This window comes from Moorena sp. SIO3E8 (genome assembly GCF_010692445.1).
GTDB lineage: Bacteria > Cyanobacteriota > Cyanobacteriia > Cyanobacteriales > Coleofasciculaceae > Moorena > Moorena bouillonii.
This window is the reverse complement of sequence record NZ_JAAHHM010000033.1, coordinates 1-24,968: the sequence shown is the minus strand read 5'-3', so window position 1 is coordinate 24,968 and position 24,968 is coordinate 1. Positions and strand designations below refer to the sequence as shown.

At 44.3% G+C, this 24,968-nt stretch carries 25 protein-coding genes and 1 pseudogene; 11 read left to right on the top strand and 15 right to left on the bottom strand.

Translation table 11 applies throughout. The annotated features are described in order from the left end of the window. Window positions 1-286: 286 nt before the first annotated feature. The gene (locus tag F6K46_RS16420) at window positions 287-688 is read right to left on the bottom strand and encodes a pre-16S rRNA-processing nuclease YqgF (RefSeq protein ID WP_293051498.1); all 402 of its coding nucleotides are present in this window, start codon (window positions 686-688) and stop codon (window positions 287-289) included. Between the two features lie 120 nt (window positions 689-808). Between F6K46_RS16420 and F6K46_RS16415 the strand changes: the two genes are divergently transcribed. Then, the gene (locus tag F6K46_RS16415; RefSeq protein ID WP_293051495.1) at window positions 809-1,591 is read left to right on the top strand and encodes a class I SAM-dependent methyltransferase; all 783 of its coding nucleotides are present in this window, start codon (window positions 809-811) and stop codon (window positions 1,589-1,591) included. A 725-nt stretch (window positions 1,592-2,316) separates the two neighbouring features. Further along, window positions 2,317-3,382: pseudogene (locus F6K46_RS16410) on the top strand (IS630 family transposase). A gap of 79 nt (window positions 3,383-3,461) precedes the next feature. On the opposite strand, the gene F6K46_RS16405 reads toward F6K46_RS16410, so the two are convergent. The 7 genes from F6K46_RS16405 to F6K46_RS16375 form a co-directional block, all read right to left on the bottom strand. Then, window positions 3,462-3,584 (bottom strand): hypothetical protein, encoded by a 123-nt coding sequence (locus F6K46_RS16405; protein WP_293062760.1) that lies wholly within the window; start codon window positions 3,582-3,584, stop codon window positions 3,462-3,464. Between the two features lie 472 nt (window positions 3,585-4,056). Then, on the bottom strand, window positions 4,057-4,356 hold the full coding sequence (locus F6K46_RS16400; protein ID WP_293062758.1) for a DUF4278 domain-containing protein: 300 nt from the start codon (window positions 4,354-4,356) through the stop codon (window positions 4,057-4,059). Between the two features lie 545 nt (window positions 4,357-4,901). After that, window positions 4,902-5,282, bottom strand: a complete 381-nt coding sequence (gene hypA / locus F6K46_RS16395) for a hydrogenase maturation nickel metallochaperone HypA (RefSeq protein ID WP_293062756.1) — start codon at window positions 5,280-5,282, stop codon at window positions 4,902-4,904. 15 nt (window positions 5,283-5,297) lie between these two features. After that, a complete protein-coding gene (locus tag F6K46_RS16390) occupies window positions 5,298-6,500 on the bottom strand; it encodes an agmatinase family protein (protein WP_293062754.1) in 1,203 nt (400 codons plus the stop codon). A 340-nt stretch (window positions 6,501-6,840) separates the two neighbouring features. Continuing rightward, a complete protein-coding gene (locus tag F6K46_RS16385; protein ID WP_293062752.1) occupies window positions 6,841-7,818 on the bottom strand; it encodes a D-glycerate dehydrogenase in 978 nt (325 codons plus the stop codon). Window positions 7,819-7,926: 108 nt separating this feature from the next. Then, on the bottom strand, window positions 7,927-8,697 hold the full coding sequence (locus F6K46_RS16380) for a Uma2 family endonuclease (RefSeq protein ID WP_293062748.1): 771 nt from the start codon (window positions 8,695-8,697) through the stop codon (window positions 7,927-7,929). 497 nt (window positions 8,698-9,194) lie between these two features. Further along, window positions 9,195-9,368, bottom strand: coding sequence for a hypothetical protein (locus F6K46_RS16375; RefSeq protein ID WP_293062746.1), 174 nt, complete (start codon window positions 9,366-9,368; stop codon window positions 9,195-9,197). A 49-nt stretch (window positions 9,369-9,417) separates the two neighbouring features. Between F6K46_RS16375 and F6K46_RS16370 the strand changes: the two genes are divergently transcribed. From F6K46_RS16370 to F6K46_RS16355, 4 genes are all read left to right on the top strand, one after another. Next, on the top strand, window positions 9,418-10,455 hold the full coding sequence (locus tag F6K46_RS16370) for an ABC transporter substrate-binding protein (RefSeq protein ID WP_293062744.1): 1,038 nt from the start codon (window positions 9,418-9,420) through the stop codon (window positions 10,453-10,455). 75 nt (window positions 10,456-10,530) lie between these two features. Further along, a complete protein-coding gene (locus tag F6K46_RS16365; RefSeq protein WP_293062742.1) occupies window positions 10,531-11,349 on the top strand; it encodes an ABC transporter permease in 819 nt (272 codons plus the stop codon). 333 nt (window positions 11,350-11,682) lie between these two features. Then, entirely contained in the window at window positions 11,683-12,474 is a 792-nt protein-coding gene (locus F6K46_RS16360) for an ABC transporter ATP-binding protein (RefSeq protein ID WP_293024826.1), read from the top strand. Window positions 12,475-12,595: 121 nt separating this feature from the next. Beyond that, on the top strand, window positions 12,596-12,721 hold the full coding sequence (locus tag F6K46_RS16355) for a hypothetical protein (RefSeq protein ID WP_293062740.1): 126 nt from the start codon (window positions 12,596-12,598) through the stop codon (window positions 12,719-12,721). Between the two features lie 146 nt (window positions 12,722-12,867). Here the strand turns inward: F6K46_RS16355 and F6K46_RS16350 are convergent, their stop codons facing one another. Continuing rightward, entirely contained in the window at window positions 12,868-14,085 is a 1,218-nt protein-coding gene (locus tag F6K46_RS16350; protein ID WP_293062738.1) for an aminotransferase class V-fold PLP-dependent enzyme, read from the bottom strand. Between the two features lie 487 nt (window positions 14,086-14,572). On the opposite strand from F6K46_RS16350, the gene F6K46_RS16345 reads away from it, so the two are divergent. Then, the gene (locus tag F6K46_RS16345; protein WP_070391006.1) at window positions 14,573-14,935 is read left to right on the top strand and encodes a response regulator; all 363 of its coding nucleotides are present in this window, start codon (window positions 14,573-14,575) and stop codon (window positions 14,933-14,935) included. A gap of 320 nt (window positions 14,936-15,255) precedes the next feature. Here the strand turns inward: F6K46_RS16345 and F6K46_RS16340 are convergent, their stop codons facing one another. Further along, window positions 15,256-15,414, bottom strand: coding sequence for a hypothetical protein (locus tag F6K46_RS16340; RefSeq protein ID WP_293062736.1), 159 nt, complete (start codon window positions 15,412-15,414; stop codon window positions 15,256-15,258). 204 nt (window positions 15,415-15,618) lie between these two features. Here F6K46_RS16340 and F6K46_RS16335 point away from each other — a divergent pair, with 204 nt between their 5' ends. Then, entirely contained in the window at window positions 15,619-18,579 is a 2,961-nt protein-coding gene (locus F6K46_RS16335; protein WP_293062734.1) for a methyl-accepting chemotaxis protein, read from the top strand. A 66-nt stretch (window positions 18,580-18,645) separates the two neighbouring features. Here the strand turns inward: F6K46_RS16335 and trxA are convergent, their stop codons facing one another. Together trxA and F6K46_RS16325 are read right to left on the bottom strand one after the other, a co-directional pair. Further along, entirely contained in the window at window positions 18,646-18,969 is a 324-nt protein-coding gene (trxA, locus tag F6K46_RS16330) for a thioredoxin (protein WP_293062727.1), read from the bottom strand. Between the two features lie 332 nt (window positions 18,970-19,301). Beyond that, window positions 19,302-19,466 carry a hypothetical protein gene (locus tag F6K46_RS16325; RefSeq protein ID WP_293062725.1) on the bottom strand — a complete coding sequence of 55 codons (165 nt, stop codon included), beginning with the start codon at window positions 19,464-19,466 and terminating at the stop codon, window positions 19,302-19,304. Between the two features lie 6 nt (window positions 19,467-19,472). On the opposite strand from F6K46_RS16325, the gene F6K46_RS16320 reads away from it, so the two are divergent. After that, complete coding sequence (locus F6K46_RS16320) at window positions 19,473-19,676, top strand: hypothetical protein (RefSeq protein ID WP_143727444.1); 204 nt, start codon at window positions 19,473-19,475, stop codon at window positions 19,674-19,676. Window positions 19,677-20,050: 374 nt separating this feature from the next. Here F6K46_RS16320 and F6K46_RS16315 read toward each other — a convergent pair whose 3' ends face one another. The 3 genes from F6K46_RS16315 to F6K46_RS16305 all read right to left on the bottom strand — a co-directional run bounded on the left by F6K46_RS16315 (window position 20,051) and on the right by F6K46_RS16305 (window position 24,264). Further along, window positions 20,051-21,214, bottom strand: a complete 1,164-nt coding sequence (locus F6K46_RS16315) for a GuaB3 family IMP dehydrogenase-related protein (RefSeq protein WP_075896321.1) — start codon at window positions 21,212-21,214, stop codon at window positions 20,051-20,053. A gap of 127 nt (window positions 21,215-21,341) precedes the next feature. After that, window positions 21,342-23,444: an SPFH domain-containing protein gene (locus F6K46_RS16310; protein ID WP_293062723.1), complete on the bottom strand. Its 2,103-nt coding sequence runs from the start codon at window positions 23,442-23,444 to the stop codon at window positions 21,342-21,344. 115 nt (window positions 23,445-23,559) lie between these two features. Beyond that, complete coding sequence (locus tag F6K46_RS16305) at window positions 23,560-24,264, bottom strand: OB-fold-containig protein (protein WP_293062721.1); 705 nt, start codon at window positions 24,262-24,264, stop codon at window positions 23,560-23,562. 197 nt (window positions 24,265-24,461) lie between these two features. Here F6K46_RS16305 and F6K46_RS16300 point away from each other — a divergent pair, with 197 nt between their 5' ends. Together F6K46_RS16300 and F6K46_RS16295 are read left to right on the top strand one after the other, a co-directional pair. Then, entirely contained in the window at window positions 24,462-24,623 is a 162-nt protein-coding gene (locus tag F6K46_RS16300; RefSeq protein WP_293062719.1) for a hypothetical protein, read from the top strand. Then, on the top strand, window positions 24,604-24,858 hold the full coding sequence (locus F6K46_RS16295; protein ID WP_293062717.1) for a hypothetical protein: 255 nt from the start codon (window positions 24,604-24,606) through the stop codon (window positions 24,856-24,858). Before F6K46_RS16300 ends, F6K46_RS16295 begins: the two co-directional genes overlap by 20 nt. Window positions 24,859-24,968: the final 110 nt, after the last annotated feature.

Below are 24,968 nucleotides of genomic sequence, written 5' to 3'. Positions count from 1 at the left end.
GGAGTAGGGAGTAGGGAGTAGGGAGTAGGGAGTAGGGAGTAGGGAGTAGGGAGTAGGGAGTAGGGAGTAGGGAGTAGGGAGTAGGGAGTAGGGAGTAGGGAGTAGGGAACTTTGGATCAGTGTAAAAATCCTGTGTACCTCATAACTATGAGAAACGATAGATTCTCAGAAGGGATAACAGAGGGAAGTTAGGAAAGTCAGGGATCTGGGAGAATTGGGGGAAATTAGAACAGGCTTAAGCATCCCGTCAATAGGTAATGCCCAAGGGAATACGACGATATCCCTTCTAGCTTTTGCCTTTGATTAAGTAGCGCTCGATTAACAAAATTGCCACAATATCATCAATGGGTCGAGGAGGTTGGCGCATTCCTTGGGGGATAAGGCGTTGGAACCCTTTGGGAGGATACATTTGCCAGTAGCGTGGGCGAGCTTCTAAACTACTGTAGCGCTCATCTACCAGGACGATAGGTACTGATGCTGGTAATTCCTCCTTGATTTTCCGTTTCCATCTCTTGGCAGTAGTTTGGTCTCCCATGACAATGGTTTCAATGGGGAATTGTTGACACAATTGCTGGAGTTTTGCGATCGCATTTCCTGAAGCCACTACCTCATGGGTTAGCAGCTGACCCTCTTTCTCCATAACTGCTACACCACATTTATCTCGTCCTGGATCGAAGCCTAAAATCATCTCAAGTCAAGGGTTATATAAATCTTTGTCAAAATTGCTAATCTGGCCACACAACTAGTACTGTCCAATAACCCTACCCTACAAGTATAGTGATTGCCTAAATCCTGATTGGTATAAATCATGGGCGAAACGAACCTTGAGACAACACCATTACACCAGATGAACCCAGAGAGTCGATTTTCTGAGCTGGTGGCAGATTATGCCAAATACCGACCCAGTTACCCAGCTGCAGCTATCGATAAGATTCTGGAAGGACTTGAGAACAGAGGGCAACTGGTAGCTGCGGATATTGGTGCAGGAACAGGAATTTCCTCTCGGCTACTAGCTCAAGGGGGAGTTCGAGTTATTGCCATCGAACCCAATACTCAGATGAGACAAGCTGCTACCAGCCATCCATTGGTTGAATTCCGGGATGGAACTGCTCAACAGACCAACTTACCTGATGCATCTATTGACTTAGTGGCTTGCTTTCAATCCTTCCATTGGTTTGATCCAGAGCCAAGTTTGCTAGAGTTTCGCCGTATCCTGAAGCCTACTGGAAAATTAGCTGTGGTCTGGAATGACCGCAACCGTCAAGATGATTTTACCCAAGGCTATACTCATCTAGTGCAAATCGCCTCCAATCATCATCCGGCTGAGTCCCGAATGTGTTCGGTAGACCCCTTGCTCGCTAGTCCATTGTTTCCTAAGGTCTGTTCCTACACCTTTTCTTATCAGCAAGCCTTAGACAAAGATGGTCTGATTGGTCGTGCTATGAGTGTCTCGTATATCCCACGAGAAGGATTAGCCCACCAGAAACTGATCTCTGATTTGCAGGAATTGTACAATAGCTGGTGTGATGAAAAAGGTTTAGTTTACTTGAGGTATCGTACCAGAGTTTACCTAGCTCAACCTGAGTGCTAAGTTGTGATCAATAACTCTCAGTATAGCATTTATAATTGTGTTCTACTACTTAGTTAGTCTAGTTTAGTTAGTCTAGTTTAGTTCGTCCAATTTTAAATCATCAATATAGAGCAGGAAGAAGCCTAGAAAGATTGTCATTAGTGATCGCCAAAAAGGTTGAATAGGTATGTCCCAAAGTAACCCCCATATCCCACACCAGGAAATTATGATGGCGATCATAGTATACATAGTTGATAAGTTGGGATATTTTGTTTTGAAGTGCTAGAAGAGGTTTTACCTCGAATTCATTTCCTCGAAATCTTTTTCTATAGGAGTTTTTTTCAAAGGAAACTGATTTATTTTAATACACCTGTGGATTCACACAATAGGGTAATCGCTTACCCTATTGTCCAGCCATGAGATTATTGGCGTTGCTTAATGATGGTATGATTTTGCCCTCCTAGCCCCCCAAATTTGGTGGATTTAGAGGGCTTTATCAAAATCAAATGATCGCGCATTCATACTTCAATTCAGCAAAGCAAAAATTCCTTGATCATCTGCCCAAAATACAAATTATTAACCTCAAAGTATTGATTGTTATAAACTTTGTCAAACTTTAGTAACAAATACCAAAAGGCGATCGCTACGAGCTGTAAGCGATCGCCTTTTAATTACCCTTCTAATCCTTATATCATGTCAGCTTAAATGCACATAATATAGAAGGTAGCATCTACTATGTTTTACTCATGCCTAAACGCCTTACTATTAGCCCCCACCTAACTATTGATGAATTGGAGCAAGGTTATCGCCAAGCCAAAACGGTAACGGAACGCTCACATTACCAAATCCTTTGGTTATTAGCCAAAGGCAACAAGAGCGAGGAGGTGGCGGCTGTAACAGGTTACAGCCGTAGCTGGATTTATGAGTTGGTTCGCAGTTACAACCACTTGGGTAATGAGGCATTAGGGGATTTACGGCGCCATAATCGAGGTGCCTTACCCAAACTTGATGATGTTCAACAAGCCCATCTGCTGCAAGCGATTCGAGGGGTAGCCCCCGATGGTGGATTGTGGAATGGACGCAAAGTGGCGGACTACCTGAGTCAGGTTCTGGGAAAGCCTGTGAGTCGGCAGCAGGGGTGGAAATATCTCAAACAGATGGAGTTTCGGCTGCGAGTTCGGAGCCCTCAGCATCAACACAGTGATGAACACGAGCAAGAAGTTTGGAAAAAAAAGTTGAGGGACGAGGTGAATCGAGTACAGATGCAATATCACGACGCCGACGTCGAAATTTGGTGTCAAGATGAGCACCGCATTGGCTTACAACCGGTGATGCGACGAGTCTGGGTCGAGTTGGGGGAAACAGCCATTGCTCGGGTTAACTGGAAGCGAGAGTGGCTATGGTTATATGCATTTGTCCAACCTCACAGCGGAGAAACCTACTGGTGGCTTTTACCCTATGTCAACACCGAGTTGTTTAATCGGGTGCTCAAGGACTTTGCTGAGCACTTCAAACTTGGCAAAAATAAGCGGGTGATTTTACCTCTCGACCAAGCGGGTTGGCATACTACTGACAAGCTGAAGGTACCCGAAGGCATTCACTTACTGCACCTGCCTCCTTATTCTCCAGAGTTGCAACCTGCTGAACGATTATGGCCGGAGCGTGAATGAGCCATTAGTAAATCAAGCCTAAGACTCGATGGCTGAAGTTGAGGAGTTGGTCTATCAACGCTGTCAGAGGCTACTCCAACAACAAGAGTTGATTCGGGGGTTAACCTTCTATGACTGGCTCCTCACGGACGAGGTCGCTTAATTATGTGCATTTAAACCGACATGATATTAGGATGAATTGACAGCGGTTTTCAATTCGGTCAGGTACAAATTTTTGGGTTTTAGGGAATAGGGAACAGGGAACAGGGAACAGAGAAGTTCATGTAGGGTGGGCAGTGCTTAATACAGATCAAATCAGCTGACAAAGCACCTTGGTAGGCACTGCCCACCTTACGATTAATCACTGGTTTATTACTAGTTCATGTCAGGTGGGCAGTGCTTAATACCGATCAGATCAGCTGACAAAGCCCGTTGGTAGGCACTGCCCACCCTACGATTAATCACTGGTTTATTACTACGATTAATCACTGGTTTATGACTAGTTCCTGTCAGGTGGGCAGTGCTTAATACGGATCAAATCAGCTGACAAAGCCCGTTGGTAGGCACTGCCCACCTGACGATTGGTCGCGATCCGCCTGGATTGCCATCTACTTAATACTTCAAGGGGTTGTAATTTATCTCAATCTTTTCAAGCCCTAATTTTTGCTGGTCGCTGTCTACAACGGCTTGCAATATACATATACCATTAACTTGATGGGGCTTGTGATTTACATCTTTCTCAACAAGCTCTACTTTTTGCTCTGAGTAGTTAGCTTTAATGAGATGCACCTGTTAGCGATTAGCGATCGCCCCTTGGAGTTGGAATGACTCCCTTGCTTATCCCACACTTTGCTGATTCACTACCGGGGACTTTAAGAGTTTTGTTCCTTCCCAAATTGGGGGGCGACCGGAACCGGAATCATACCCAGAATCAGCACCGGAATCATACCCAGAATCAGCAATGCCATAAGAAATACCACGATATTTTAGGTTGACTTTGTCTTGGCCAGCTAGTAAGACATAGCCACTACCCAATCCACAATTCAGTCCTCGGTACTTGCCAGTACAGTTAACTTCTGTGGTGGTAATTTTCTTGGGATGGTATTCGTAGCTAACGCCGCGATAAGTAAGTTTCATAGTCTTTACCGTATGATGAAGTATTTTTGAGCTTCTTTAATAAATTCTTAATTATTGTCAGTTAAAAGTCAATAGACTGCACTAAGCGCGTTTATATTTGAGTTGTGAACATACTCCCAAAGGCCAAGAGGCAAGAGGCAAGAGGCAAAAGGCAAGAGGGGAAACAGATCCGGAGTTTTATTGTTCAATAAAAAAAGACCTCTTACGTTTACATCTCATTTATAAACGCGCTCATCAATGTTACATTTCGTAATATAACTTTACATGTAGACATATAATTGTCCTCTGACATCATGTCAGGATAATTACCCTTAATAAAAATCTCCCCCATCTCCCCATCTCCCCATCTCCCCATCTCCCCACACTTCCCACCCTCCCCACCCTCCCCGCGCCCGGGCCCCTTAATTATGGGTATTCAACCAGACTTGATATTATTGGTATAGCTCATAAAATAGTCGATTTGTCAACTCAAAGATGGGTTTGCCCTGGGTGCGATTGTGGTCAACGCCTTTCTTCCATGGAGCAGGTTAATTTCCAGAGCTGCATCAAAGCTGTGGTGCATTGGGTTCAACAGCAGAGCCACAGTATTCAAGGCGGTCAATCTTTAATTCTCGCCCAGAGCGAATGTCTTCCATCGGTGATTTACATTCTCGGCAAGCGTATTGACTATCAATCTCAGGTCGATAGTCTTGTTGACAGTGATGGCAAAAGGCAATTAAGGGAGTTTCCTGAATCACCAGTTTGGCACCAGACAAAAAGGTGTTGGGAATTTGAGCTTTAAAGGCCAATTCCAAACTCACAGGTTCGACACCAGTGAACTGGCCTACTGTCAGATGAACGCAGGAAATTTTGGGTCGTTCTGGCTGTGCTTCCCACCAATTGCGTAAGGTCACAATTAGTGCCTTGGTCATGTCAGTCTCATGCATTGTTGAAATCCACCTTCAAGTCCAATCTACTAATTCCGGCTGCGCTTCTGGATGAATGTAGGAGGGTTTTTCCTGGCGCGGCAGTTGACCGGATAGCACTAGGTGCGCCATTGTGTCACAGATGACGCGAGTTGCCATCAGGGCAGTGATGTCGCTGATGTCATAGGGCGGCGAGACTTCCACTACTTCCAAACCGCAAACAGGAGCTTTCTGAACAATCTTGCCCAGTAGATACAGAGCTTCCCGGGGGAGGAGTCCGCCCGGTTCGGGCCACCCTGTACCAGGAACAAAACCAGCATCGATACAGTCAATATCGAAGCTGATATAAATGCAGTCGGTACCGTCTAGTGCCCGTTCGAGGGCAAACTCTACTGCTGCGTCCAATCCCATTTCAGTGATATCGGTTACTGTCAGGATATTACTTGCCCGCTCCCGGCAAACTTTGACTCCCTGGCGAGGTACTTGCCAACCGCCAATGCCCAGTTGCACTAAGTTCTTGGCTGGAGCATTCCTCATGTTAGTGGCATGAAACCAAGGGCAGGTGTGCATCCGCTCATCCAGGTCGGTTTCCTGGGTATCTACATGGCGATCAAAGTGGATAATGCCAACTTTCTTGTCCCCTAAGTGCCGACAAATACCCCGAACCGTAGGAAATCCGATGGAATGATCCCCTCCCAAAATGATGGGAAACGCTCCAGAGCTGAAGATGTGAGCAATGCCTCTAGAAATCTGGTCAAATGACTTTTCGTTGTTAGCTGGAATGGTGAAAATATCTCCCACGTCACAGAGGGTAATTTGCTCTCGCAGGTCAATCCCCAACTCAAAGTTGTAAGGGGTGTACAAGGCAGAAATGCGGCGAATGCCTTGGGGACCAAAGCGGGTTCCGGGGCGATAGGTGGTTCCCGAGTCGTGGGGAACCCCGACAATGGCTACATCGTATGACTCAACCTGGCGAACATCTTCGAGATAGGGCGCTTTGAGGAAGGTATTGATGCCAGCGTAGTGAGGTAGTTCACCACGGGAAAAGGTGGGAATAGTGCGATCGCTAATACTCTCTGCCGCTTCCAGCCCGTATTCGAGCCCCCTTGACACCTCCTGCTGCCATCCCGTCAATGGTAGTTGAGCTTCACGCTCCAGGGCACGTTCTGCCTCAGAAGAATTTGAACTGTTACTGCCTGGGCTTTCAAACAAGGGGTTTTCAGAAGAATTTTCAGTCATTTGCACTCCCGAGAAGTTTTCTAAACATCTTAATCAGCGACTTATAGCCTACATTCCCAGGTTGGAGATGAAAGCTATGGTATTTTTTAAACTTCTCACCAATAGGTTATGAAATGATAAACCTACAGATTTCTTTTACTTGAGTTCGATCTCAGGGAGTTGGCTAAAAGCTAGGGCATGTCTGCTTGGGTCTAAAAACCCTTGGTGTAGCGGTGCAGCGAAGGCAAGGGAGGCAGGGGAAGTAAGGCAAGCAATGATAAATTACAACTGTCTTACCCGTTACTTTTCTTGATCGAGTAGTTTGCAGACAGACCCTAGAAATCAAGGAAACGGAATTATTCTAATACACTTGTGGATTCACACAATAGGGTAATGGCTTACCCAAAAGTCCAGCAATAAGATTATTCACCGCCATCGTAGCCATTTGCGATCGCGTTTGATAAGTTGCACTGCCAATGTGAGGAGTAATGATCAGATTATCCAAGGTCAACAAGGGACTATCCATGGGAATAGGTTCTGGTTTAGTTACGTCCAGAGCAGCAGCAGCGATTTGACCATTGCTCAGAGCTTGGTACAATGCTTCTGGATCTACGATTGCTCCTCGTGCGGTGTTGATCATGATCGCTGAGGATTTCATCAGCTCAAACTGGGGAGTACTAAATAAATGGTAGGTTTCTTCAGACAGAGCAGTGTGAATGGTAATAAAGTCTGATTCCCTTAGGAGCACGTCGAATTCAGCATACTTTACACCCAAAGATTTTTCTAATTCTGAGTCCCGTCGATGCCGACTGTAATAAAGAATTTCCATATCAAACCCTCGCCCACGACGAGCAACAGCTTGACCAATGCGTCCAAAGCCAACAATTCCTAAAGTAGCACCGCTGATGTTTGGTCCTAGCAATAAAGTAGGTTCCCAAGTCTGCCAATGACCAGCACGTACAAATTTATCTGCTTCAATCACTCGCCGTGCTGTTGCCATTAGTAACGTCCAGGCTAAATCAGCTGTAGCCTCAGTCAGGACACCAGGAGTATGACCAATGGGGATACCCCGGATGGTGGCAGCTGAGATATCAATGTTATCGTAACCTACTGCTAATTGGCTGATTACCTTGAGGGATGGTGCAGCTTCGATGATTTGTTGGTCAATGGAATCTGTGAGTAGGCACAGTAAGCCATCGATTTCTTTGACTTTGTTCAGCAATACCTCGTAGGGAGGCGGTTGACGCTCTGGCCAGATTTCCACATTGGCGATTTGGTGGAGTTGTTCGAGTCTGGTATCAGGAAGGCGGCGAGTTATGAAGACTTTGGGTTGAGACATCGGGTGGGTCAGTTGTTGTGGCTATAAAAATTTTCGTCTGCATCTCAAGGACTAGATTGTAGAGTAGATTATCAAGGGGATTTTGGTATTACTAGCTGCTTCTTCCAGCTAACGATTCATAAAATCTTCAGGATTAATCCCCAGCTGTTTTAGTTGAGCTTTCAAAGCATCAAGGTTCTGTTCAGCTTCCGCAGCCCGTTGCTCAGCTTGAATAGCCCGTTGACGTTCTTGAGCTGCTTCCAGCTCAGCCTGTTCAGTTCTTTCCTCTGGGGAGGGATACCGTTTCCCGTTAAGGTCATACCAATAAAGCCATTCCCGACTCCAATCCTGATAACTTCCTAACTCTGTACCAATTCCCAAACCAATTTCTGGCATCCACACTGGATTCCCGCTTTGACGCACATACACCCCATCTACCAAGCGATGAACCTCAAAGGGCTCCCCTTTGCGTGGATAATAACTGTCGCCATCATAAATTACATAATATAGGAATCCTAATTCGGCATAGTCTAATTTTTTCTGGTCGTACTCGCCATTGTAGGTTTGAGAGACATTTTCGATGGCTAGAATTGGCACGGTGTTGTTTTCTTCCCAAAGCACATAACTTAAACGTCCTTGACGACCCTTGGGACGAATTTTCCGCCGGTCTACTCCTAAACTTAAGAAAGCGTCAGGAACTATGGCGCTCTGGTTAGGGTGGTAATAGTAGCCCATATCAATTCCAAAAAACCAGTCATAGCGCTGTTGCCAGATTAAGGATAAGATCCCTTTGAGCAAGTGGGGAATTAAATCTTGCAGTTCGTTATCCACAGGGGTGTTATCAGAAGAGGGTAACTCCTCGGAAGTAGGAAGATATTGTAATGGGTCATACTTTAGCATGGTGATTCCCCTTAGTTAGACCTAGCTGATTGCATTTTACCCAAACTAGAAACTAGAAGAACTAGAATTCCCCACACCAGACCTATGAGCTTATAGGGTTAGGATGCAAGTTAAGGCGCAAGGGAAGCGTTAAAAAAAGACCCCACAAATTCTTATAAATTCTGATCTTTCCACTCTATATAATGATTGATTGGATTCCTTCCCACTCAAGGTGGGATGCAGAAGTGTTTAACTTTAGATCAGGGAACTTCGGATGAACTAGTTTTAGATTAACTTGGTATCTTTAACTACAGTTTTTAGCATCTTTATCCTAATTCTTGCTCTGTTCACAACAACGATAGACAGACATTAGCAATTTTGGTAAACTTTGATAGCTGGATTAAACACTTCTGGGGAAACCTCTAACCTTAGAACATCAGGCTATACAAAGATAAAGCTGACAAAAATAAGCAGATCCCAGCCAACCAGGCAATGGACGGTGTAACGTTAGCAGTCATCTACCATGTCAAATCTAATACTCCTGAAAGGTAAGTGTGGATGGTAGGATGATCGGTGTCTGGGTCAGATGTTAACTGGAAAAGACTTGGAAAATTTTCTGCCCAGAAAAAACGGTTACTTGAACCCAGTGTCGGATTAATCTGTAAACCATTAGTTGGAGGTGCAGCATTCATTCCCACCTAACTCTAGGAATGTAGGTGTGTTATACTGCCGCAATTTTTAATGAAAATTCCCAAATTACTATCCCTATGTGCTGTATTTCTACTTAGTTTAGTCCTAGCTATTAGCTGCAACCAGTCCCCAAACACCAAACCCTCAGATAACTCCCAAGCCGTTAAAGATTCTACTCCCATTGTTATGGGATACAGCAGTTGGCCTGGTTGGTGGCCGTGGTACATTGCGGAAAAAGAAGGTTTATTTGAAGCCAATGGTGTTAATGTACAACTAAAATGGTTTGATGGCTACCTAGAATCCATGGAAGCTTTGGCAGCAGGAAAACTGGATGCTAATTGCCAAACTCTTAATGATACGATATCTTTTGCTGCTGATGCGGTTAATGGTGAAGTAGCGGTTCTGGTCAATGATAACTCTGCTGGCAATGACAAAATTATTGTCACAGCAGAAATTAATTCCCTGAAAGACTTGAAAGGAAAAAAGGTAGCAATAGAAGAGGGAGTTGTAGATGACTTCTTGCTTAGCTTAGCCCTAGAAGAAGAGGGAATGTCCAGAAAAGATGTGGAAATTGTCCCCTTAGAAACTGGGGCAGCAGCAGCAGCATTTGCAGCGGGTAAAGTAGATGCCGTGGGTGCATTTCCTCCCTTTTGGCTCACTGCCCTAAAACGAAAGGGAAGTAAAGAATTAATTAGTTCCAAAGCATTTCCTGGGGCAATCCCTGACTTACTTGTAGTTACTCAAAAGCTGATTGATGAACGTCCTGGCCAAGTTCAAGCTCTAGTAAAGACTTGGTTTGATATCCTGGAGTTTATGAAAACTAATCCCAAGAAAGCCGATGAACTGCTGGCGGAACGCGCTAATGTTAGCGTTGAGGAATTTCAACAGTTTAAAGAAGGAACTCGAATATTTACCCTGGAAGAAAACCTAGAGGCATTTAGCCCTGGTAATAGTATGAAGCATATGCCGTTTGCCGCTAAAAAAATGTCTCAGTTTATGCTGGATGTGGGATTTATTCAAAAAGTTCCTGATTTAGATAAGATACTTGATGACCAGTTTGTCAAAGCCTATGCCGCAGGTCGTTCTTAGTCATTAATAACCCATCTAATTAAACCGGTGCGTTACACGTCGTTAACGCACCCACCACATTTCTTAGACTCTTTAATGAATAGTTCCCAGACAACCAGATCTCTAAAGCCTACCGTTTTTTGGCGCATTGCTGAGGATATTCCCAAATCCTTAAACTGGATCTTAATTATCCTATCAGTTACTATTCCGTTTGTTGTTTGGTGGCTCATCTCAAGTTTTGCTGGCCTTGATTCCGTCTTCCTCCCGTCACCGATTGACGTGGGGAAAGCCGTTATCCGTTTGTGGCAACAAGGCTTTCTTATTCAAGATACTGTTGCTAGCATTCTCAGAGTTTTTGCTGGCTTTCTGTTAGCAGCACTTATTTCCATTCCCTTGGGGATTTCCATGGGAGCATTTGCCAGTATCCGAGGGTTAACAGAACCAATAATTGGTATTGTTCGCTATATGCCAGCTCCGGCATTTATCCCTCTATTCATTATCTATCTAGGTATTGATGAAGCACCGAAAATTGCACTTATTTTTATCGGTACTGTCTTTTTCAATACCTTAATGATTATGGATGCAGTAAAGTTTGTTCCCAAGGATTTAATTGAAAGCACCTACACTTTGGGAGGACTAAGAAGACAAGTCCTATTAGAGGTGATTACTCCCTATGTGATTCCCAATATTATTGATGCATTTCGAGTCAACATGGCAGCATCTTGGAATTTAGTGATTGTAGCAGAATTGGTCGCAGCAAAAGTGGGACTAGGTAAACGAATTTTGCTAGCACAAAAATTTCTCAAAACCGATGAAATATTTGCCTGCTTGATTATTCTAGGATTAATCGGATTTGCCATTGATTTATCCTTCCGATTGCTGCTCAGACTTACCTGTAAATGGGCGATTGATTAGATTTTTTGTTAACGGTTGTTCGCGTAGCGTGGCCGAAAGGCCAAGGTTGAAGGTTGAAGGTTGAAGGTTGAAGGTTGAAGGTTGAAGGTTGAAGGTTGAAGGTTGAAGGTTGAAGGTTGAAGGTTGAAGGTTGAAGGTAAGCTGTCAGCTAATGGGCTACTTCCCAGCGTCGAAGCCCACGCTAAGCGAACAGCATATGCTTACGTAATCACAAGCAAAAGGGAAAAGGCTTGCAGGAAAATTGAGAATTACAATACCTAATACCCAATACTCAATATACCGAATACTCAATACCCAATACCGAATTACCAATATCACTAATAATAAAAAACCATGCACTTAGAAATTTATCACCTTTACAAACAATTTCCCACGAAACAAGGTACTATTGTTGCCCTAAAGGATATTAATATGCATGTTGAGACAGGGGAATTGGTCTGTGCTGTGGGTGCATCTGGTTCGGGTAAGTCTACCCTGTTGCGTCTGATAGCTGGTTTAGATATGCCTACAGCTGGAGAAATTACGGTTGATGGTTTGACGGTGACTGGACCTAGTTCAGAGCGAGGCATGGTTTTCCAACGATATACCCTATACCCTTGGATGAATGTGATCCATAATGTGGAGTTTGGCTTAAAGCTGCAAGGTGTCCCAAAGCAAAAACGCCGAGAACAGGCTGGTTATTATTTAGATGTGGTTGGGCTGTCTGGGTTTGCTAAGTCCTATCCGAAAGAATTATCTGGGGGCATGAAACAACGGGTTGCGATCGCAAGAGCTCTAGCCTGTCATCCTAAAATCCTGCTGATGGATGAACCCTTTGGCGCACTTGATGTACAAACTAAGGAAACCATGCAACAGTTTTTGCTTGAGGTTTGGCAGCGGACGGGTTGCACTATATTAATGATTACCCATGATGTAGAAGAGGCAGTGTTTTTGTCTCAAAGGATTTATGTGCTGACAGCACGACCTGGTACAATTCAACGGGAATTGCGGATTGAGTTACAGGGTGAGCGCACTTACAAAATCAAGCGTCATCCTGAATTCCATCACTACACTGAGGAAATTATGGATTTGCTCCGGGATAGGCCAGAGGAAGTAAGTAGGAGTGTAATATCAAGTCCGGTTTAATACCCATAATAAAAGTATGGAGCCTCGGCGCGGATTGAGTTAGAGGGTGGGAGGTGTGGGGAGATGGGGGAGATTTTTATTAAGGCTAATTATCCTGAGATGATATTAAGGGTTGACAGCGATGCAGCGCGGTCTTGGGGGTTTCCCCCATGAGCGACTGCATCAAGACAGTGAACCGTCACCCCTTAACCGTCAATCGGTCAATCGTCAACGAAAAAAGACATCAACTAATACAAAACAAACCTAAGTGCAAATGCGATCGCAAACACTAACCCTTCATTATTAAAAGTATGAAATGTGTGTGAATCGTAGGCCATGACTATCTAATGGGGTGCATCTTTACTTAAACTTTGACTTAAGCTTTGACTTAAGCTTTGACTTAAGCTTTTCTGATTAATTATCAAAACTAAACCCATCAATGGCCTCAATCAACCTATCAATTTCATCCGGCTGGGTGAAGTAGTGAACACAGGCACGGACACAGTCTGGGTCCCGGAGAGTTCGTAGCAAAAAGCCTTGCTGCTCCAGAAACTCTACTAACGTGTTATGGCGCTTGCCATTAGTCAACACAAAGGACACCAGACCAGCTTTGGGAGGTGAAGTAGCCAAACACCTGACTGCTTCCAACTTGGATAAGCCTTGCCATAGGTATTCACTCAATTGACAAATTTGCTGATAACGTTCCTCAGCAGTTCCCCATTGCTGATGAATTGCGATCGCACTACGTAATCCTCCATACAGGGGATAAGCCGAGGTAGCCACTTCAAATCTTTGTCCATCTGGTTGCCAAGCCACAGGTTTCCCAGCTTTATCCAGAATAATCCCCCGCCAACCAATAAATGTGGGATTGAGGCTGCTCTTGGCATCTGGACTGACATAGAGACCTCCAACTCCTGCTGGGCCACACCACCACTTGTGACCGGTAAAGGCATAGAAATCTGCCTCCAGTTCGGTTAGATTTAAGGGCAAAGAACCTACTGACTGAGCTGCATCCACTAGAACCCTCACCAATTGGCTACTCTGATCGTAGTTGTGACAGACTTGAGTAATATCCTTGAGTGGCAATACTTGACCGGTATTCCACAGTAAATGACTCAATACCACTAATCGCGTCTGAGGTCGTAAGTATTGCTCAATAGTTTTAGTGGGGTCTCCCTGATTTAGAGTTGCCATAATTGGACAAGTAGATACCTCTACCTGATAGCGACGGGAAATTTCCTGGGCAGTAGCGATAATGCCTTGGTGTTCACAATCACTCATCAGGATGTGATCACCCGGTTGCCAATCAATCCCCCACATCGCAATATTGCAGCCAACAGTAACATTTTCTGTTATTGTGATCGTTTCTGCTGATGTCCCCAACTCTGATGCGATCGCACTTCTAGTTTTGTGGGATTCCTCGGTAACCCAGTCATTGACTTTACCCGAGAATGGGCCATAGCGCTGCAGATACTCATAGGCTTGTTGGATAGCATTTAGAGATACCAGAGGCAGAGTCCCTTGGCCCCCAAAATTGAAATAGGCTTTGTGGGCTAATGCCGGAAATTGCTGTCGGTGGATGTCCCGTGGAGTTGATGTAGCAGATATACCAGTCATGAGCATTTTAGTCATTCCCGTGGTATTGTATCTTATCAGCTCCGTGGACAAGCTAAAATTTTTTGGATATATTTAACTAAGACATATGTTTTAATTTAAAGAGCGCGAATTTCGTGCATTTCTATAGCGCTTCTTTAGCTTGTCAAGTGCATATGTATAAATTTTCAGCAATTCCTCAGTTGACGGTAGCTAACACTAATCCGTTAGTCTTGGGGTTATTTTATTATGTATGCACCAGTCAACTAACTCTACTACTGTCTTTGGATTAAGTCCATAGCAGTAAGCTCGAACCGTTCTAATTATCCGTATTAATTATTAAAGTTTTATTAAAGTTTTATTAAAGTTTTAGTTTTTACTAGGTCAATGAAAAGTTTATTGAATTGAACGTTTTTTGTTGAGTTGACCCTATTGGAAAGTCAACAGTCAATAGTAAACCAATAGTCAACAGTCAACAAGTTCATGATTATATTATAGTGTTAAACACCAACCAATTAATTGAACTATGAGTAAAGTTTTGATTGTGGAAGATAACCTGGCTCAGTTAGAGTTAATGGCTAGATACCTACGGGACAGTGGTAACACAGTTATTTGTATTGCCGATGCTAAAGATGCTTTGGATAAGGCAGTAACGGAAAAACCTGATGTTATAGTTCTAGATATAGTTATGCCAGGAATGAGTGGCTTCGAGTTGTGCCGCAGCCTGAAGAACCATCGGGATACCACTAGCATTCCCATTGTTATTTGTTCTTCTAAAAATCAGGACATCGACCGTCTCTGGGGTATGAAACAAGGCGCTGATGCCTATCTCACCAAACCTTTTTCTAAACAGCAGCTAGTAGACATTGTTAAGTTGGCTGTGGTTTGATTCATCAGTTGAGTCCTAGGAGTAGTAAGACTAATTATACCCTAATCTTTTAAAGAGTTTATATATTAAAAAAAATCAAAAAAATAAATCAAAAAAATTAATACCTAAAAATAGATTTACTTCAGAGTAAGTTATTTCGGTTATTCTAATAGCTGGCTTGCTATTATTATTGTTTTTTTTATATAGAAATGACAGATAAAACACTCCTGTCATAATAATGCTAGCATTTAAAAAATATGGTTCTTCAGTACCTGCTATGCGCTCATTTCAAGTAAAAAAAATCAGAAAGCTTACTCTACAAGGTAAATGATGCTATTTAATTAACAATAATTTCTAAATACTGCCTCTTTCCACTGCTCCCTACTCCCTGCTCCCTGCTCCCTTTGCCAAGCGATGCAGCGCGGTCTTGGGGAGGCAGCGCGGTCTTGGGGGTTCCCCCCATGAGCGACTGCCGTGGTTTCCCCCATGAGCGACTGCATCAAGAAAGTGTTAATTTAGCATAACAAGTACGGAAGAGCCAAAAATATTCAAAAAAATAGGTAAAGTACACAAGTTTTGGATTTTAGGGAACAGGGGGAAAATAATTGTCTGTACCTGATTAATGATTAATATAATATCGGCTATATTATATTTTAATATATTAAAAAAAATCTATATTATTCTAGTTGAATAGTTACTCAATAATGACAGGTATACAATTGCGCCCGGTAATCAAGCCAACGACTACCCTCAGAATTTCTTCCTCTCAAAAAAGCAAAAAATCACGCCTACAATGGTTTTATAACTTACCAGTTAGGAGTAAGCAAATTGTTGGTTTGTTTTCCTCCGAAGTAATCTCTGTGGCTGCACTGATGGGTGTAGGAGCAATATTAATTATATTTGGAGGAAGAGCTCAATTACGTGGACAAGCTCAGTCAGAATTGGCTGTTACAGAAATCAACTACAACATTAAAATCAACCAAATGGGGTTTGGTTTCCGTGGTCAATCGGAAAATACTGCTATTATTGAAGCTGCTCTTGCCCATAGTAGAAATAAGTTATTGTCCAAATCACTAGAGGGACAAGTTAAGCAAATTCTCCAGAATGAAGTTAAGGCTCACCAGATTGAATATGCCACTCTGGTGGACAAAGATTTACGAATTATTGTTAATGCTAATGCTGACCGGAAAGGAGAAAGGTTTGATCCCAATAACCTGGTTAGTCAAGTCCTCAAGCAATCTAAGCAAATTACAGCCAATCAAATTGTAAGCTGGCAAGAATTGAAAAAAGAATCACCCCCTTTACCTGAGGGGTTGGCGAACCAAGAAACTGTAAAGCAAGGTGCCCTAATTCGTTACACGGTCACACCAGTAATAGACCCAAAAACTGACGAGGTGATTGGTGCTTTGATTTCTGGGGATATTGTTAATGGCAAGAAACCCATTGTCAAGGAAACCCTGAAAACCTTTAATGGAGGCTACAGTGCTGTTTATTTGCGTCAGCCTTCGGGAGAATTTACCTTAGTAACAGCCTTAGACCAAGGTAAAGCTGCCAATTGGGAGCAAGCCCAATCTGATATTCCCTTACCTAATCCATCCCTACTTGAGAAAGTCGTTAATGTTGGTAAAGTAGACGAGTTAGTTACCGACCGTCAGAAGGTAGGAAACCAAACCTACACCATGGCAGCAAAAGCTCTAATGGATTCTCAGGGAGAACCGGTGGCAGTATTAGTGCGGGGGACTAGCGAATCTGACCTGAATGCTTTTCTTACAGGTAGCCTACTGCTACAAGGGTCCGTTGTGTTCTTGGCATTAGCAACAGATGTATTTTTGGCAATTCTGCTGGGGCGGTCAATTGCTGAACCGATTAAAATGCTACAGCAGACTACCCATAAATTTGCCGCAGGCGATCGCGAAACCCGTGCTGAGGTCATAGCTACTGATGAACTTGGTCAACTGGCAGATACCTTCAATAAACTTGCTGACAACATCGTATCTAAGGAAGAAGCTCTCGCTCAACAGGCTTTTCTCCAGCAAGCCATAGCGGAGCGCTCCCAGTTATTGGCTGAGTTTACCAGCCTTCTTTATAAATCTGTGACATCAGAAAATATCCTCAGTACGTCAGTAGATGGAGTTCGCAGCATCTTGCAAACCGACCGGGTGGTGATCTATAGCTTTAATGAAGGATGGGATAGTGGAACAATCATGGCGGAATCCGTAGCACCGGGTTGGATTCAAGCCATGGGGAAAATTATAAATGATCCATTGCGGGAGGGGTCTGTGGATCGCTTCAAAAGTGGGCGAGTCTGGGTTTGCCATAACGTCTATGAAGCTAGCTTAACGGGCTGCCACTGTGAGATTCTCGAACGGCTACAGGTCAAAGCCAACATAGTTGCGCCTATTTTGCATGAGGAGGAACTGATCGGTTTATTATGTGCTCACCAGTGTTCTGAGCCACGGGACTGGCAGCCAGAAGAGGCGGATTTATTAAAGCAATTGGCCATTCAGATTGGCTTTGCCCTCAAGCAAGCTGATCTGTTTGAACAGTTACAACAAGCACGAGTAGACGCGGACTTAGCGCTAAAGAAAGCAGCATCAACCTCTGACCAAATCGAACAAGCACGCCGGGCGGCGGAGTTAAATGCTATTGAGCAACGTCAGCAAAAAGAAGAACTCCAGCACCAAGTATTGGAACTCTTGTATAATGTGGAAAATGCTGCCAAGGGAGACCTCACAGTCCGGGCAGAAGTGGGTGAGGGGGAAATTGGTACAGTGGCAGACTTCTTCAATGCGCTGATTGAAAGTTTGCGGCAAATTGTAATCCAGGTCAAACTTGCCTCGACCCAAGTTAATACTGCTGTTGCTGCTGATGAACAGGCAGTGGGTAAATTCGCCCAGCAAGCAATGGCTCAGTCAGATAAGATTACCCACACACTAAGCTCTATTGAGCAGATGATGTACTCGATTGAAGCCGTCTCAAATAATGCCCGCCAAGCAGCAGAGGTTTCTCACATCGCCTCCAACGCTGCCCTTACTAGTGGGCAAGCTATGGATAGCACGGTTGTGACTATTGTAAATTTGCGAGAGACTGTAGTCAACACAGCAAACAAAGTAAAGCTGCTAGGGGAATCCTCTAAGGAGATTGCTAAAGTAGTTGGCTTGGTACAGGAAATAGCCGTACAGACTAATTTACTGTCAGTCAATGCTGGGATTGAAGCGAGCCGTGCGGGAGAAGAGGGAGAAGGGTTCCGAGTGGTTGCGGAACAAGTGGGTAGACTAGCAACCCAGTCAGCCAATGCCATCAAAGACATTGAACAGGTGATTGACACCATTCAGCAGGAAACCCAAGAGGTGGTCAAAGCCATGGAAGACGGAAAAAAACAAGTGGTTGATGGAACCCAAATGGTTTTCAAGGCTAAACAGAGCCTAGAAGAAATTGTTGCCGTCTCCCATGAGATTGACCAGTTAGTCCAATCTATTTCTAACGCCACAGTTTCCCAAGCCAAAACATCTCGGGACGTTACTGACTTAATACAGGAAATTGCTGCCACCTCCCGACAAACCTCTCATTCTTCTGGCGAAGTCTCTCAATCCCTACGAACAACTGTCGAGGTTGCCCAGAAGTTGCAGATGTCCGTTGGTCAATTTAAGATTGGTGACGAATAGCTGAGGATCTGAGGAGGTTGGAAGCAATCTTTTACATGTCCCCTTTTGCCTACAAGCCTTTTGCCATTAGAGGTGCTTTTCTAGAGTATTAGCCAAGGTAGTTTTGGGGACTGCACCCACCACCATATCTACTCGTTGGCCTCCCTTGAAAATCATCAAGGTTGGTATACTGCGGATACCATAATCACCTGCCACCTTAGGATTTTCGTCGGTGTTCAGCTTAACGACTTTCACCTGACCTTCGTACTGCTGTGCTATCTCATCCACAACCGGAGACACCATCCGACAGGGACCGCACCAAGGTGCCCAAAAATCTACCAATACTGGGATGTCGCTCTCAAGTACCTCTGCCTGAAAGCTCGAGTCTGTAACTGGGGCGGCGTTTGACATGCCTGGAAATCCTTGCGAATACTTTTGCTACGTACCTACGAAATTTTACCATAGTCACAACACCGATTAAATATCTTGGGCAAAAGTTGACACTCCCATAGGGCGGAACAGGTGAGGCGGTTACAAGTTACAGGTTACAGGTTATTAGGTTACAGGTTACAGGTTGAAGGTTACAGCTTGAAGGTTACAGGTTACAGGTTACAGCTTGAAGGTTATAGGTTGAAGGTTATAGGTTGAAGGTTACAGGTTACAGGTTACAGGTTACAGGTTATCGTCTCAACCTTGGCTTTTCGGCCACGCGTTCGCTGAAAGCGGGACTTCGTCCATCGCGTTCAACCTTGGCTTTTCGGCCACGCGATCGCGTTCAACCGGCGTTGCGTCAGTCTTTGAATGAATAGGAGTAGAGTGGGCATCCTGCCCGCCCCAAAATAAGCATGAAACTGGCAAGATGCCAGTTCCACGCAAGATGCCCATTCCACACAAGATGCCCATTCCACGGCAAGATGCCTATTCCACAGGTGCGACCCAAGGCCGGGGAACCCGGCCTTGGAGGCGCGCACCTAAACACTCTTAAAATCATTCCATTATTAAGCAACGCCGTTCAACCTACCCTACACCGAACGCCAAAGGCGAACAACCAAACAACCTTCAACCAAACAACCTTCAACCTTCAACCTTCAACCTTCAACTTTCAACCTTCAATATAAAATAAGGAACCGCCCGAACTATGTCCGGGCGGAGTGTGGTGTGAGGAGTGAACGGAAACATTTGTCTCCGCTTTTTCCATTGTATGTCACCGTTGATTTTTTTTCAGCAATTTCCAAGCCAGTCGAAAAATTTTGACGATTGGCGGTGGTCGCGATAAGTATCTATAATCATCGCTTTAACTATTTAGCTTTAACTATTTAGCTTTAACTATTTAGCTTTAACTATTGACAACAGTTGTTCGTGAACTTTAGAAACCTTTAAAAAACCTGTTCAATTTATGAATTACCATAATATTTGGTAATTGTCAATGCTAAAGTTTCAATTTTCAATTGATGAACAACCAAGAATGATAAGTATTCAACTGGACACTATATTATTTCCCCATACCCAACTGCTGAGCTTTCTGGTACACTTTCCCTTCTGTTAGCAGAGAAGGAGCAATCACTACTTCCACTTGTTGCATTTCCTTGAGGTTTTTTGCTCCGAGGGTTCCCATACTGGTTTTCAATGCTCCCAAAAGGTTGTGGGTACCATCATCCATTTGGGCTGGTCCAGTCAGAATTTGCTCAAGTGTGCCAGTGCTGCCGACTTTAATTCGTGTCCCACGGGGTAGCACGCTCGAAGGGGTTGCCATACCCCAATGAAATCCTTGTCCGGGAGCTTCTTTGGCACGGGCAAAAGGAGAACCAATCATCACTCCATCAGCACCACAAGCAATACACTTACAGATGTCACCTCCTGTAATTAAACCGCCATCAGCAATCACTTGGACATAGTTACCGGTTTCCTGATAGTAGTCGTCACGGGCAGCAGCGCAATCTGCAACTGCTGTTGCCTGAGGTACACCGACACCCAAGACACCCCGAGAGGTACAAGCAGCACCAGGACCAATACCCACCAAGACAGCAGTTGCCCCAACTTTCATCAAATTGAGGGCAACGTCGTAGGTCACGCAATTCCCCAAAATTACTGGCATGGGCATATCCTGACAAAACTGTCCCAAATCCAGGGGATTGATAGACTCTGGTGACAGGTGAGCTGTTGAAACGACTGTTGCTTGAACAAACATTAAATCAGCACCAGCCTCTGCCACTACCTGACTATATTTACTGGCTCCAGCAGGGGTCAGACTCACAGCTGCAATACCACCTTGGTCTTTGATTTCCCGAATTCGCTGGGTAATCAATTCTGGCTTAATCGGTGAACTATAAAGTTCCTGCATCAGGGGAACAAACTCAGAATTTCCCACCGAAGCAATGCGGTCTAGAATCGGTGATGGGTCAGCATAACGGGTTTGAATCCCTTCTAAGTTGAGAACCCCCATTGCCCCAATTTGGGACAACTTGACTGCCATGGACACATCAATCACCCCATCCATAGCGCTGGCGATAATCGGAATTTCCCGTTCAATACCACCAATACGCCAGCGAGTATCAGCCAAACTGGGGTCGAGTGTCCGCTGTCCGGGAACAAGTGCAATTTCATCTATGCCGTAGGCTCTGCGAGCTATCTTACCTCGCCCAATTTGAATATCCACGCTGTTTTTCTTCCGAGATTATTTTAGCTAGGTTATCAAATTGGAGCGAAGATTGCTCGAACTATACAAAGAAACTATGAATTGTGAAGCATGAAGTATGAATTATGAATTCTTCATACGTAAGCATTCAGCCTTTCCCTGATTTAGGTTTCTTGATGCTTGGGTGGCTAAGGTGGTTTTTTTCGGTAAGGTTTGAGGTTGCTGCTGCCCGTGATGGGATGATATCGGTGGTCGGGGTTTTCTTATCCTTTGGTTTGATTGTGTTACTGGTGATTGTGCTACTGTTGTTACTCATCATCTGGCGGATTTGACTAATTAACTCCCCTAGCTTGCCTTCCTCTAACAAACCATTAATCATTGATAAGCCAGTGGTAGACAGTAGCAGTTTGTTGATGTCACCTACACTGCTAGCTCCGTTACCATTATTGCCATTGACACCGGGGAAGGAGTAAATCCGAGTATCTCCCAAAATTCCTGGCTGGGGAGCCAAGGCTTTGGCAATTTCTGGTAGTTGAGGGGCTAACTCTGGCCATATGGTAGTGATGATTTTAGCATTGAGCTGAGCATCGCTGATGGAATTTTCGGCTTCGATCAGGGATCGTTTACCTTCTGCCTCTGCCAAGGCTTTATCCCGATTTGCTTCTGCTAGGGTGCGGATCGACTCAGCTTCTAGTTCTGCTGCTTGTCTGGCTGCTTCAGCTTGACGAGAGCGGCGGAATACATCGATTTCAATCACGTTTTGCTCACCAATCCGCCTTTGTTCGGCTTCTTGTTCAGCAGCAATGATAGAAAGGCGTTGTTGCCGTTCGGCTTCTTCTACTTCCGTAGCGGTGGCTACAGCGGCTTCAGCTTGAGCTCGTTCGGCTTCGGAATTGAAGCGATCGCGTTCTTTTTCGGCAATTGCGATCGCAGCGTCTTGTTGAGCAATTTTTGACTCTCGTTCTGCTTCTGCCAATTCTACCTGAGAATTAAGCAAAGCAGCATCGACGGTTTTCTGACGAGTAACTTCTGCTACTTCTGCTTCCTGTTTTTGCAGGATTTGTGCCACCTTGAGGGCTTTATTCCGTTCTTCTAATTCAATATCTGCCTGAATTTTCTTAGCTTGAACTGCCAGCTGTTGTTGAATCTTTTCCTCTTCTAAGGTTTTCTGACGATTAATTTCTGCCAATTCCGCTTCTTGTTTTTGCAGGGTTTGGGCTACCTTGAGGGCTTTATTCCGTTCTTCTAGGGTAATATCGGCTTCAATTTGGCTTTGCTGCAAGGCCAGTAGTTTGCGAATTTCTTCCTCTTCTACAGACTTATTCTGTAAAATTTTAGTCCGCTGAATTGTGGCTGCTTCTGTGGCTTTAGCTTCTTCGATTTCCCGCTCACGCTGGGCTTTTAGGGCTTCAACCTCAAGCTTTTGTGCCAGTTTCGCTTCTTCTTGTTCTTGGGCAATGCGTAGGGATTGCTTTTCAGCGTTTAGTTCTTTCTCTTCAATGGCAACTTTGGTATTTAGCTCAACTTCAGTTTTTTGCTGAATTGATTGTTGAATGGTTTCCGTGCGCAGACGTACTCCTTGGGCATCAAAGAAGTTATTCGTATCGTAGGTATCACTCTCTTCTATCTCAGAAATAGCGATATTATTGAGGGTTAAACCGACTTTCCTTAAGTCTTGCTGAATCAAATTCAACACTTCATCAGCAAATCCTAATTTATCGGAATCAATTTCTGCCAAATTCTTTTTCTTGGCTGCTGCTCTAATCGCATCATCCGCCCGTTTTTCGATAGCTTCTTTAATATCTTCGGGGGAAATTTTACCTTCACGAGACAGTCGTTGGGCAGCAGTAATCACATCGTCTTCATTGGCATTGATACAGACATAAAAAGTTACCCGCATATTAGCCCGCAGGTAGTCTTGGGTCCGAACTGCTAGGTTACCTGTCCGCTCAACATCAATAGAAATTTCTCTGAGTGGGATACGGGTAAGTTCATGAAATCCTGGCAAAACCACACACCCGCCACTGAGAATAACCGTTTTCTTTTTGACAAAAACACCACCTGTCCGCAAAAATGCTTCGTTGTTGGGGGTGATGACATAAACTCTGGTGTAAGCCCAGATGCTTAATAGCAATAATACAATCAGACCTCCAATCACACCAGGGAAAAATAGAATTCCAGGAGGAAGCTGGCCGATAGATGACTGTACCGGAACAGTTTGCACTGTTGTATTCATCGATGAGTTTGACATGGCTAAATAGATTTAAGATAAATGGAGCTATATATACTAATCAGGGAAGATCAGAAAATTTTTGATAATCTTGAGCAAATGATATACATCACAGCAGGTTGTGCGCCCTTGCTGACTAATAAGCATTGTCTAACCAGGCTTGCTGATCAGCACTATCTTTAAGGATCACGAGATAGTTATGATGGTGTCGGTCAATCACTAATACTTTGTTCCCCCGTTTAGGAGTAACTGTTGCCCAAGTTGGTAAGGTGGCATTAACTGTAACTAAATTACGAGCTGGATCTAGAACATCGACTTGACCGATTTTGCCTTGGTTTTCCTTGGGAAGGGTGGCAGAGGAAACTGTACCGTGACAGCCAATAAAGCGATCGCTACTGGTATCTTCTCCAAAGGAAGCGAAAATTTTTCCTATCGGTCGAGAGATGAATCCTCCGGTAACTAGGGTCAGGAATAATGACATTACTGATACCACCCCTGCCAAAAACCCAGTGGGAATACTGCCAGTAACACCACCAATCATGACATTGAACATCCAGCCGAAAAGTCCCAAAAGACTACAGTCTGTGGCCAGGAGCAAAATTAGGGGGGCTTTGCCGATACCTAGCCATCCTAGAATCTGGATACCGCCTAAATCACCATCGGCATCACTATCTGTATCAGTACCGACATCTGCATCTACATCCAGATCCACATCCAGATCTACATCTGCATCTATATCAATGTCATCGTCTCCGCCACCGGAAACAATGACTAACAGAAACAGTAGAACTCCCATACCCAAAAAGATCCAGTAGGGGAGGTTGGCTAGGTTAAATAGCATGGGTGTATGCGATCGCGTTTTTTGAATGAATTGTTGCTCTATATATCAAGCCTAACGACTGGTTTCTTGGAAATCGGGAAAATGTAAGTATTTTTAATGTTCTTGAAAGATTAACCATTTTGCCGATATTCCGCACTTTAAAGTCTCACAATCAGAATTAACTGAGAAAGGAATAGAAGGCTATCGCCGATCCGATAATGTTTAGCAAATACCCAGGAGTGCAACAACACTGGTTTGTGGTGGAAAGTCAGAAGCGCAAGGAGTCTGACCTCAAGCAACTGCAAAAGAAACTTAGCCATTGCAACACCCAACTGGCAAACCAAACTACAGAAATTGAGCGTGCAAAAGTTTACCTGTGAGTCAGATGCATGGGCTGGTCTCGATCAATTTGAACAGCGCTTACCCTGGCATCGACTGGAGACCTGCACTGTGGTGTCGAAAACCGACTATCAGAAACGGAGCAAGCCCAAAGCTCGAACCCAACTGAACGACATCACCTATCACGTTCAAGACCACGGCAGTCGCTCATGGCGGAAAACCCCAAGACCGCTTAGGTGCGCTTTAGAGGATATCTCCCAAGTTTTTTTATACTGAATTTTGCCCCCCTAACCCCCCAACTTTGGGGGGAACAAGAGTCCATTTGCTTGTAAAAGTCCCCCAGAATTGGGGGACCAACGGGGGCTTGGATGTAGCAAATGAGACTT

Excerpts from the sequence above, each read along its gene's own strand:
- F6K46_RS16420 (WP_293051498.1), bottom strand. The coding sequence starts at position 688 with ATGATTTTAGGCTTCGATCCAGGACGAGATAAATGTGGTGTAGCAGTT.
- F6K46_RS16415 (WP_293051495.1), top strand. The coding sequence starts at position 809 with ATGGGCGAAACGAACCTTGAGACAACACCATTACACCAGATGAACCCA.
- F6K46_RS16400 (WP_293062758.1), bottom strand. The coding sequence starts at position 4,356 with ATGAAACTTACTTATCGCGGCGTTAGCTACGAATACCATCCCAAGAAA.
- hypA (WP_293062756.1), bottom strand. The coding sequence starts at position 5,282 with ATGCATGAGACTGACATGACCAAGGCACTAATTGTGACCTTACGCAAT.
- F6K46_RS16390 (WP_293062754.1), bottom strand. The coding sequence starts at position 6,500 with ATGACTGAAAATTCTTCTGAAAACCCCTTGTTTGAAAGCCCAGGCAGT.
- F6K46_RS16385 (WP_293062752.1), bottom strand. The coding sequence starts at position 7,818 with ATGTCTCAACCCAAAGTCTTCATAACTCGCCGCCTTCCTGATACCAGA.
- F6K46_RS16380 (WP_293062748.1), bottom strand. The coding sequence starts at position 8,697 with ATGCTAAAGTATGACCCATTACAATATCTTCCTACTTCCGAGGAGTTA.
- F6K46_RS16375 (WP_293062746.1), bottom strand. The coding sequence starts at position 9,368 with ATGAATGCTGCACCTCCAACTAATGGTTTACAGATTAATCCGACACTG.
- F6K46_RS16370 (WP_293062744.1), top strand. The coding sequence starts at position 9,418 with ATGAAAATTCCCAAATTACTATCCCTATGTGCTGTATTTCTACTTAGT.
- F6K46_RS16365 (WP_293062742.1), top strand. The coding sequence starts at position 10,531 with ATGAATAGTTCCCAGACAACCAGATCTCTAAAGCCTACCGTTTTTTGG.
- F6K46_RS16360 (WP_293024826.1), top strand. The coding sequence starts at position 11,683 with ATGCACTTAGAAATTTATCACCTTTACAAACAATTTCCCACGAAACAA.
- F6K46_RS16355 (WP_293062740.1), top strand. The coding sequence starts at position 12,596 with ATGCAGCGCGGTCTTGGGGGTTTCCCCCATGAGCGACTGCATCAAGAC.
- F6K46_RS16350 (WP_293062738.1), bottom strand. The coding sequence starts at position 14,085 with ATGACTAAAATGCTCATGACTGGTATATCTGCTACATCAACTCCACGG.
- F6K46_RS16345 (WP_070391006.1), top strand. The coding sequence starts at position 14,573 with ATGAGTAAAGTTTTGATTGTGGAAGATAACCTGGCTCAGTTAGAGTTA.
- F6K46_RS16340 (WP_293062736.1), bottom strand. The coding sequence starts at position 15,414 with ATGCAGTCGCTCATGGGGGAAACCACGGCAGTCGCTCATGGGGGGAAC.
- F6K46_RS16335 (WP_293062734.1), top strand. The coding sequence starts at position 15,619 with ATGACAGGTATACAATTGCGCCCGGTAATCAAGCCAACGACTACCCTC.
- trxA (WP_293062727.1), bottom strand. The coding sequence starts at position 18,969 with ATGTCAAACGCCGCCCCAGTTACAGACTCGAGCTTTCAGGCAGAGGTA.
- F6K46_RS16320 (WP_143727444.1), top strand. The coding sequence starts at position 19,473 with ATGCCTATTCCACAGGTGCGACCCAAGGCCGGGGAACCCGGCCTTGGA.
- F6K46_RS16310 (WP_293062723.1), bottom strand. The coding sequence starts at position 23,444 with ATGTCAAACTCATCGATGAATACAACAGTGCAAACTGTTCCGGTACAG.
- F6K46_RS16305 (WP_293062721.1), bottom strand. The coding sequence starts at position 24,264 with ATGCTATTTAACCTAGCCAACCTCCCCTACTGGATCTTTTTGGGTATG.
- F6K46_RS16300 (WP_293062719.1), top strand. The coding sequence starts at position 24,462 with ATGTTTAGCAAATACCCAGGAGTGCAACAACACTGGTTTGTGGTGGAA.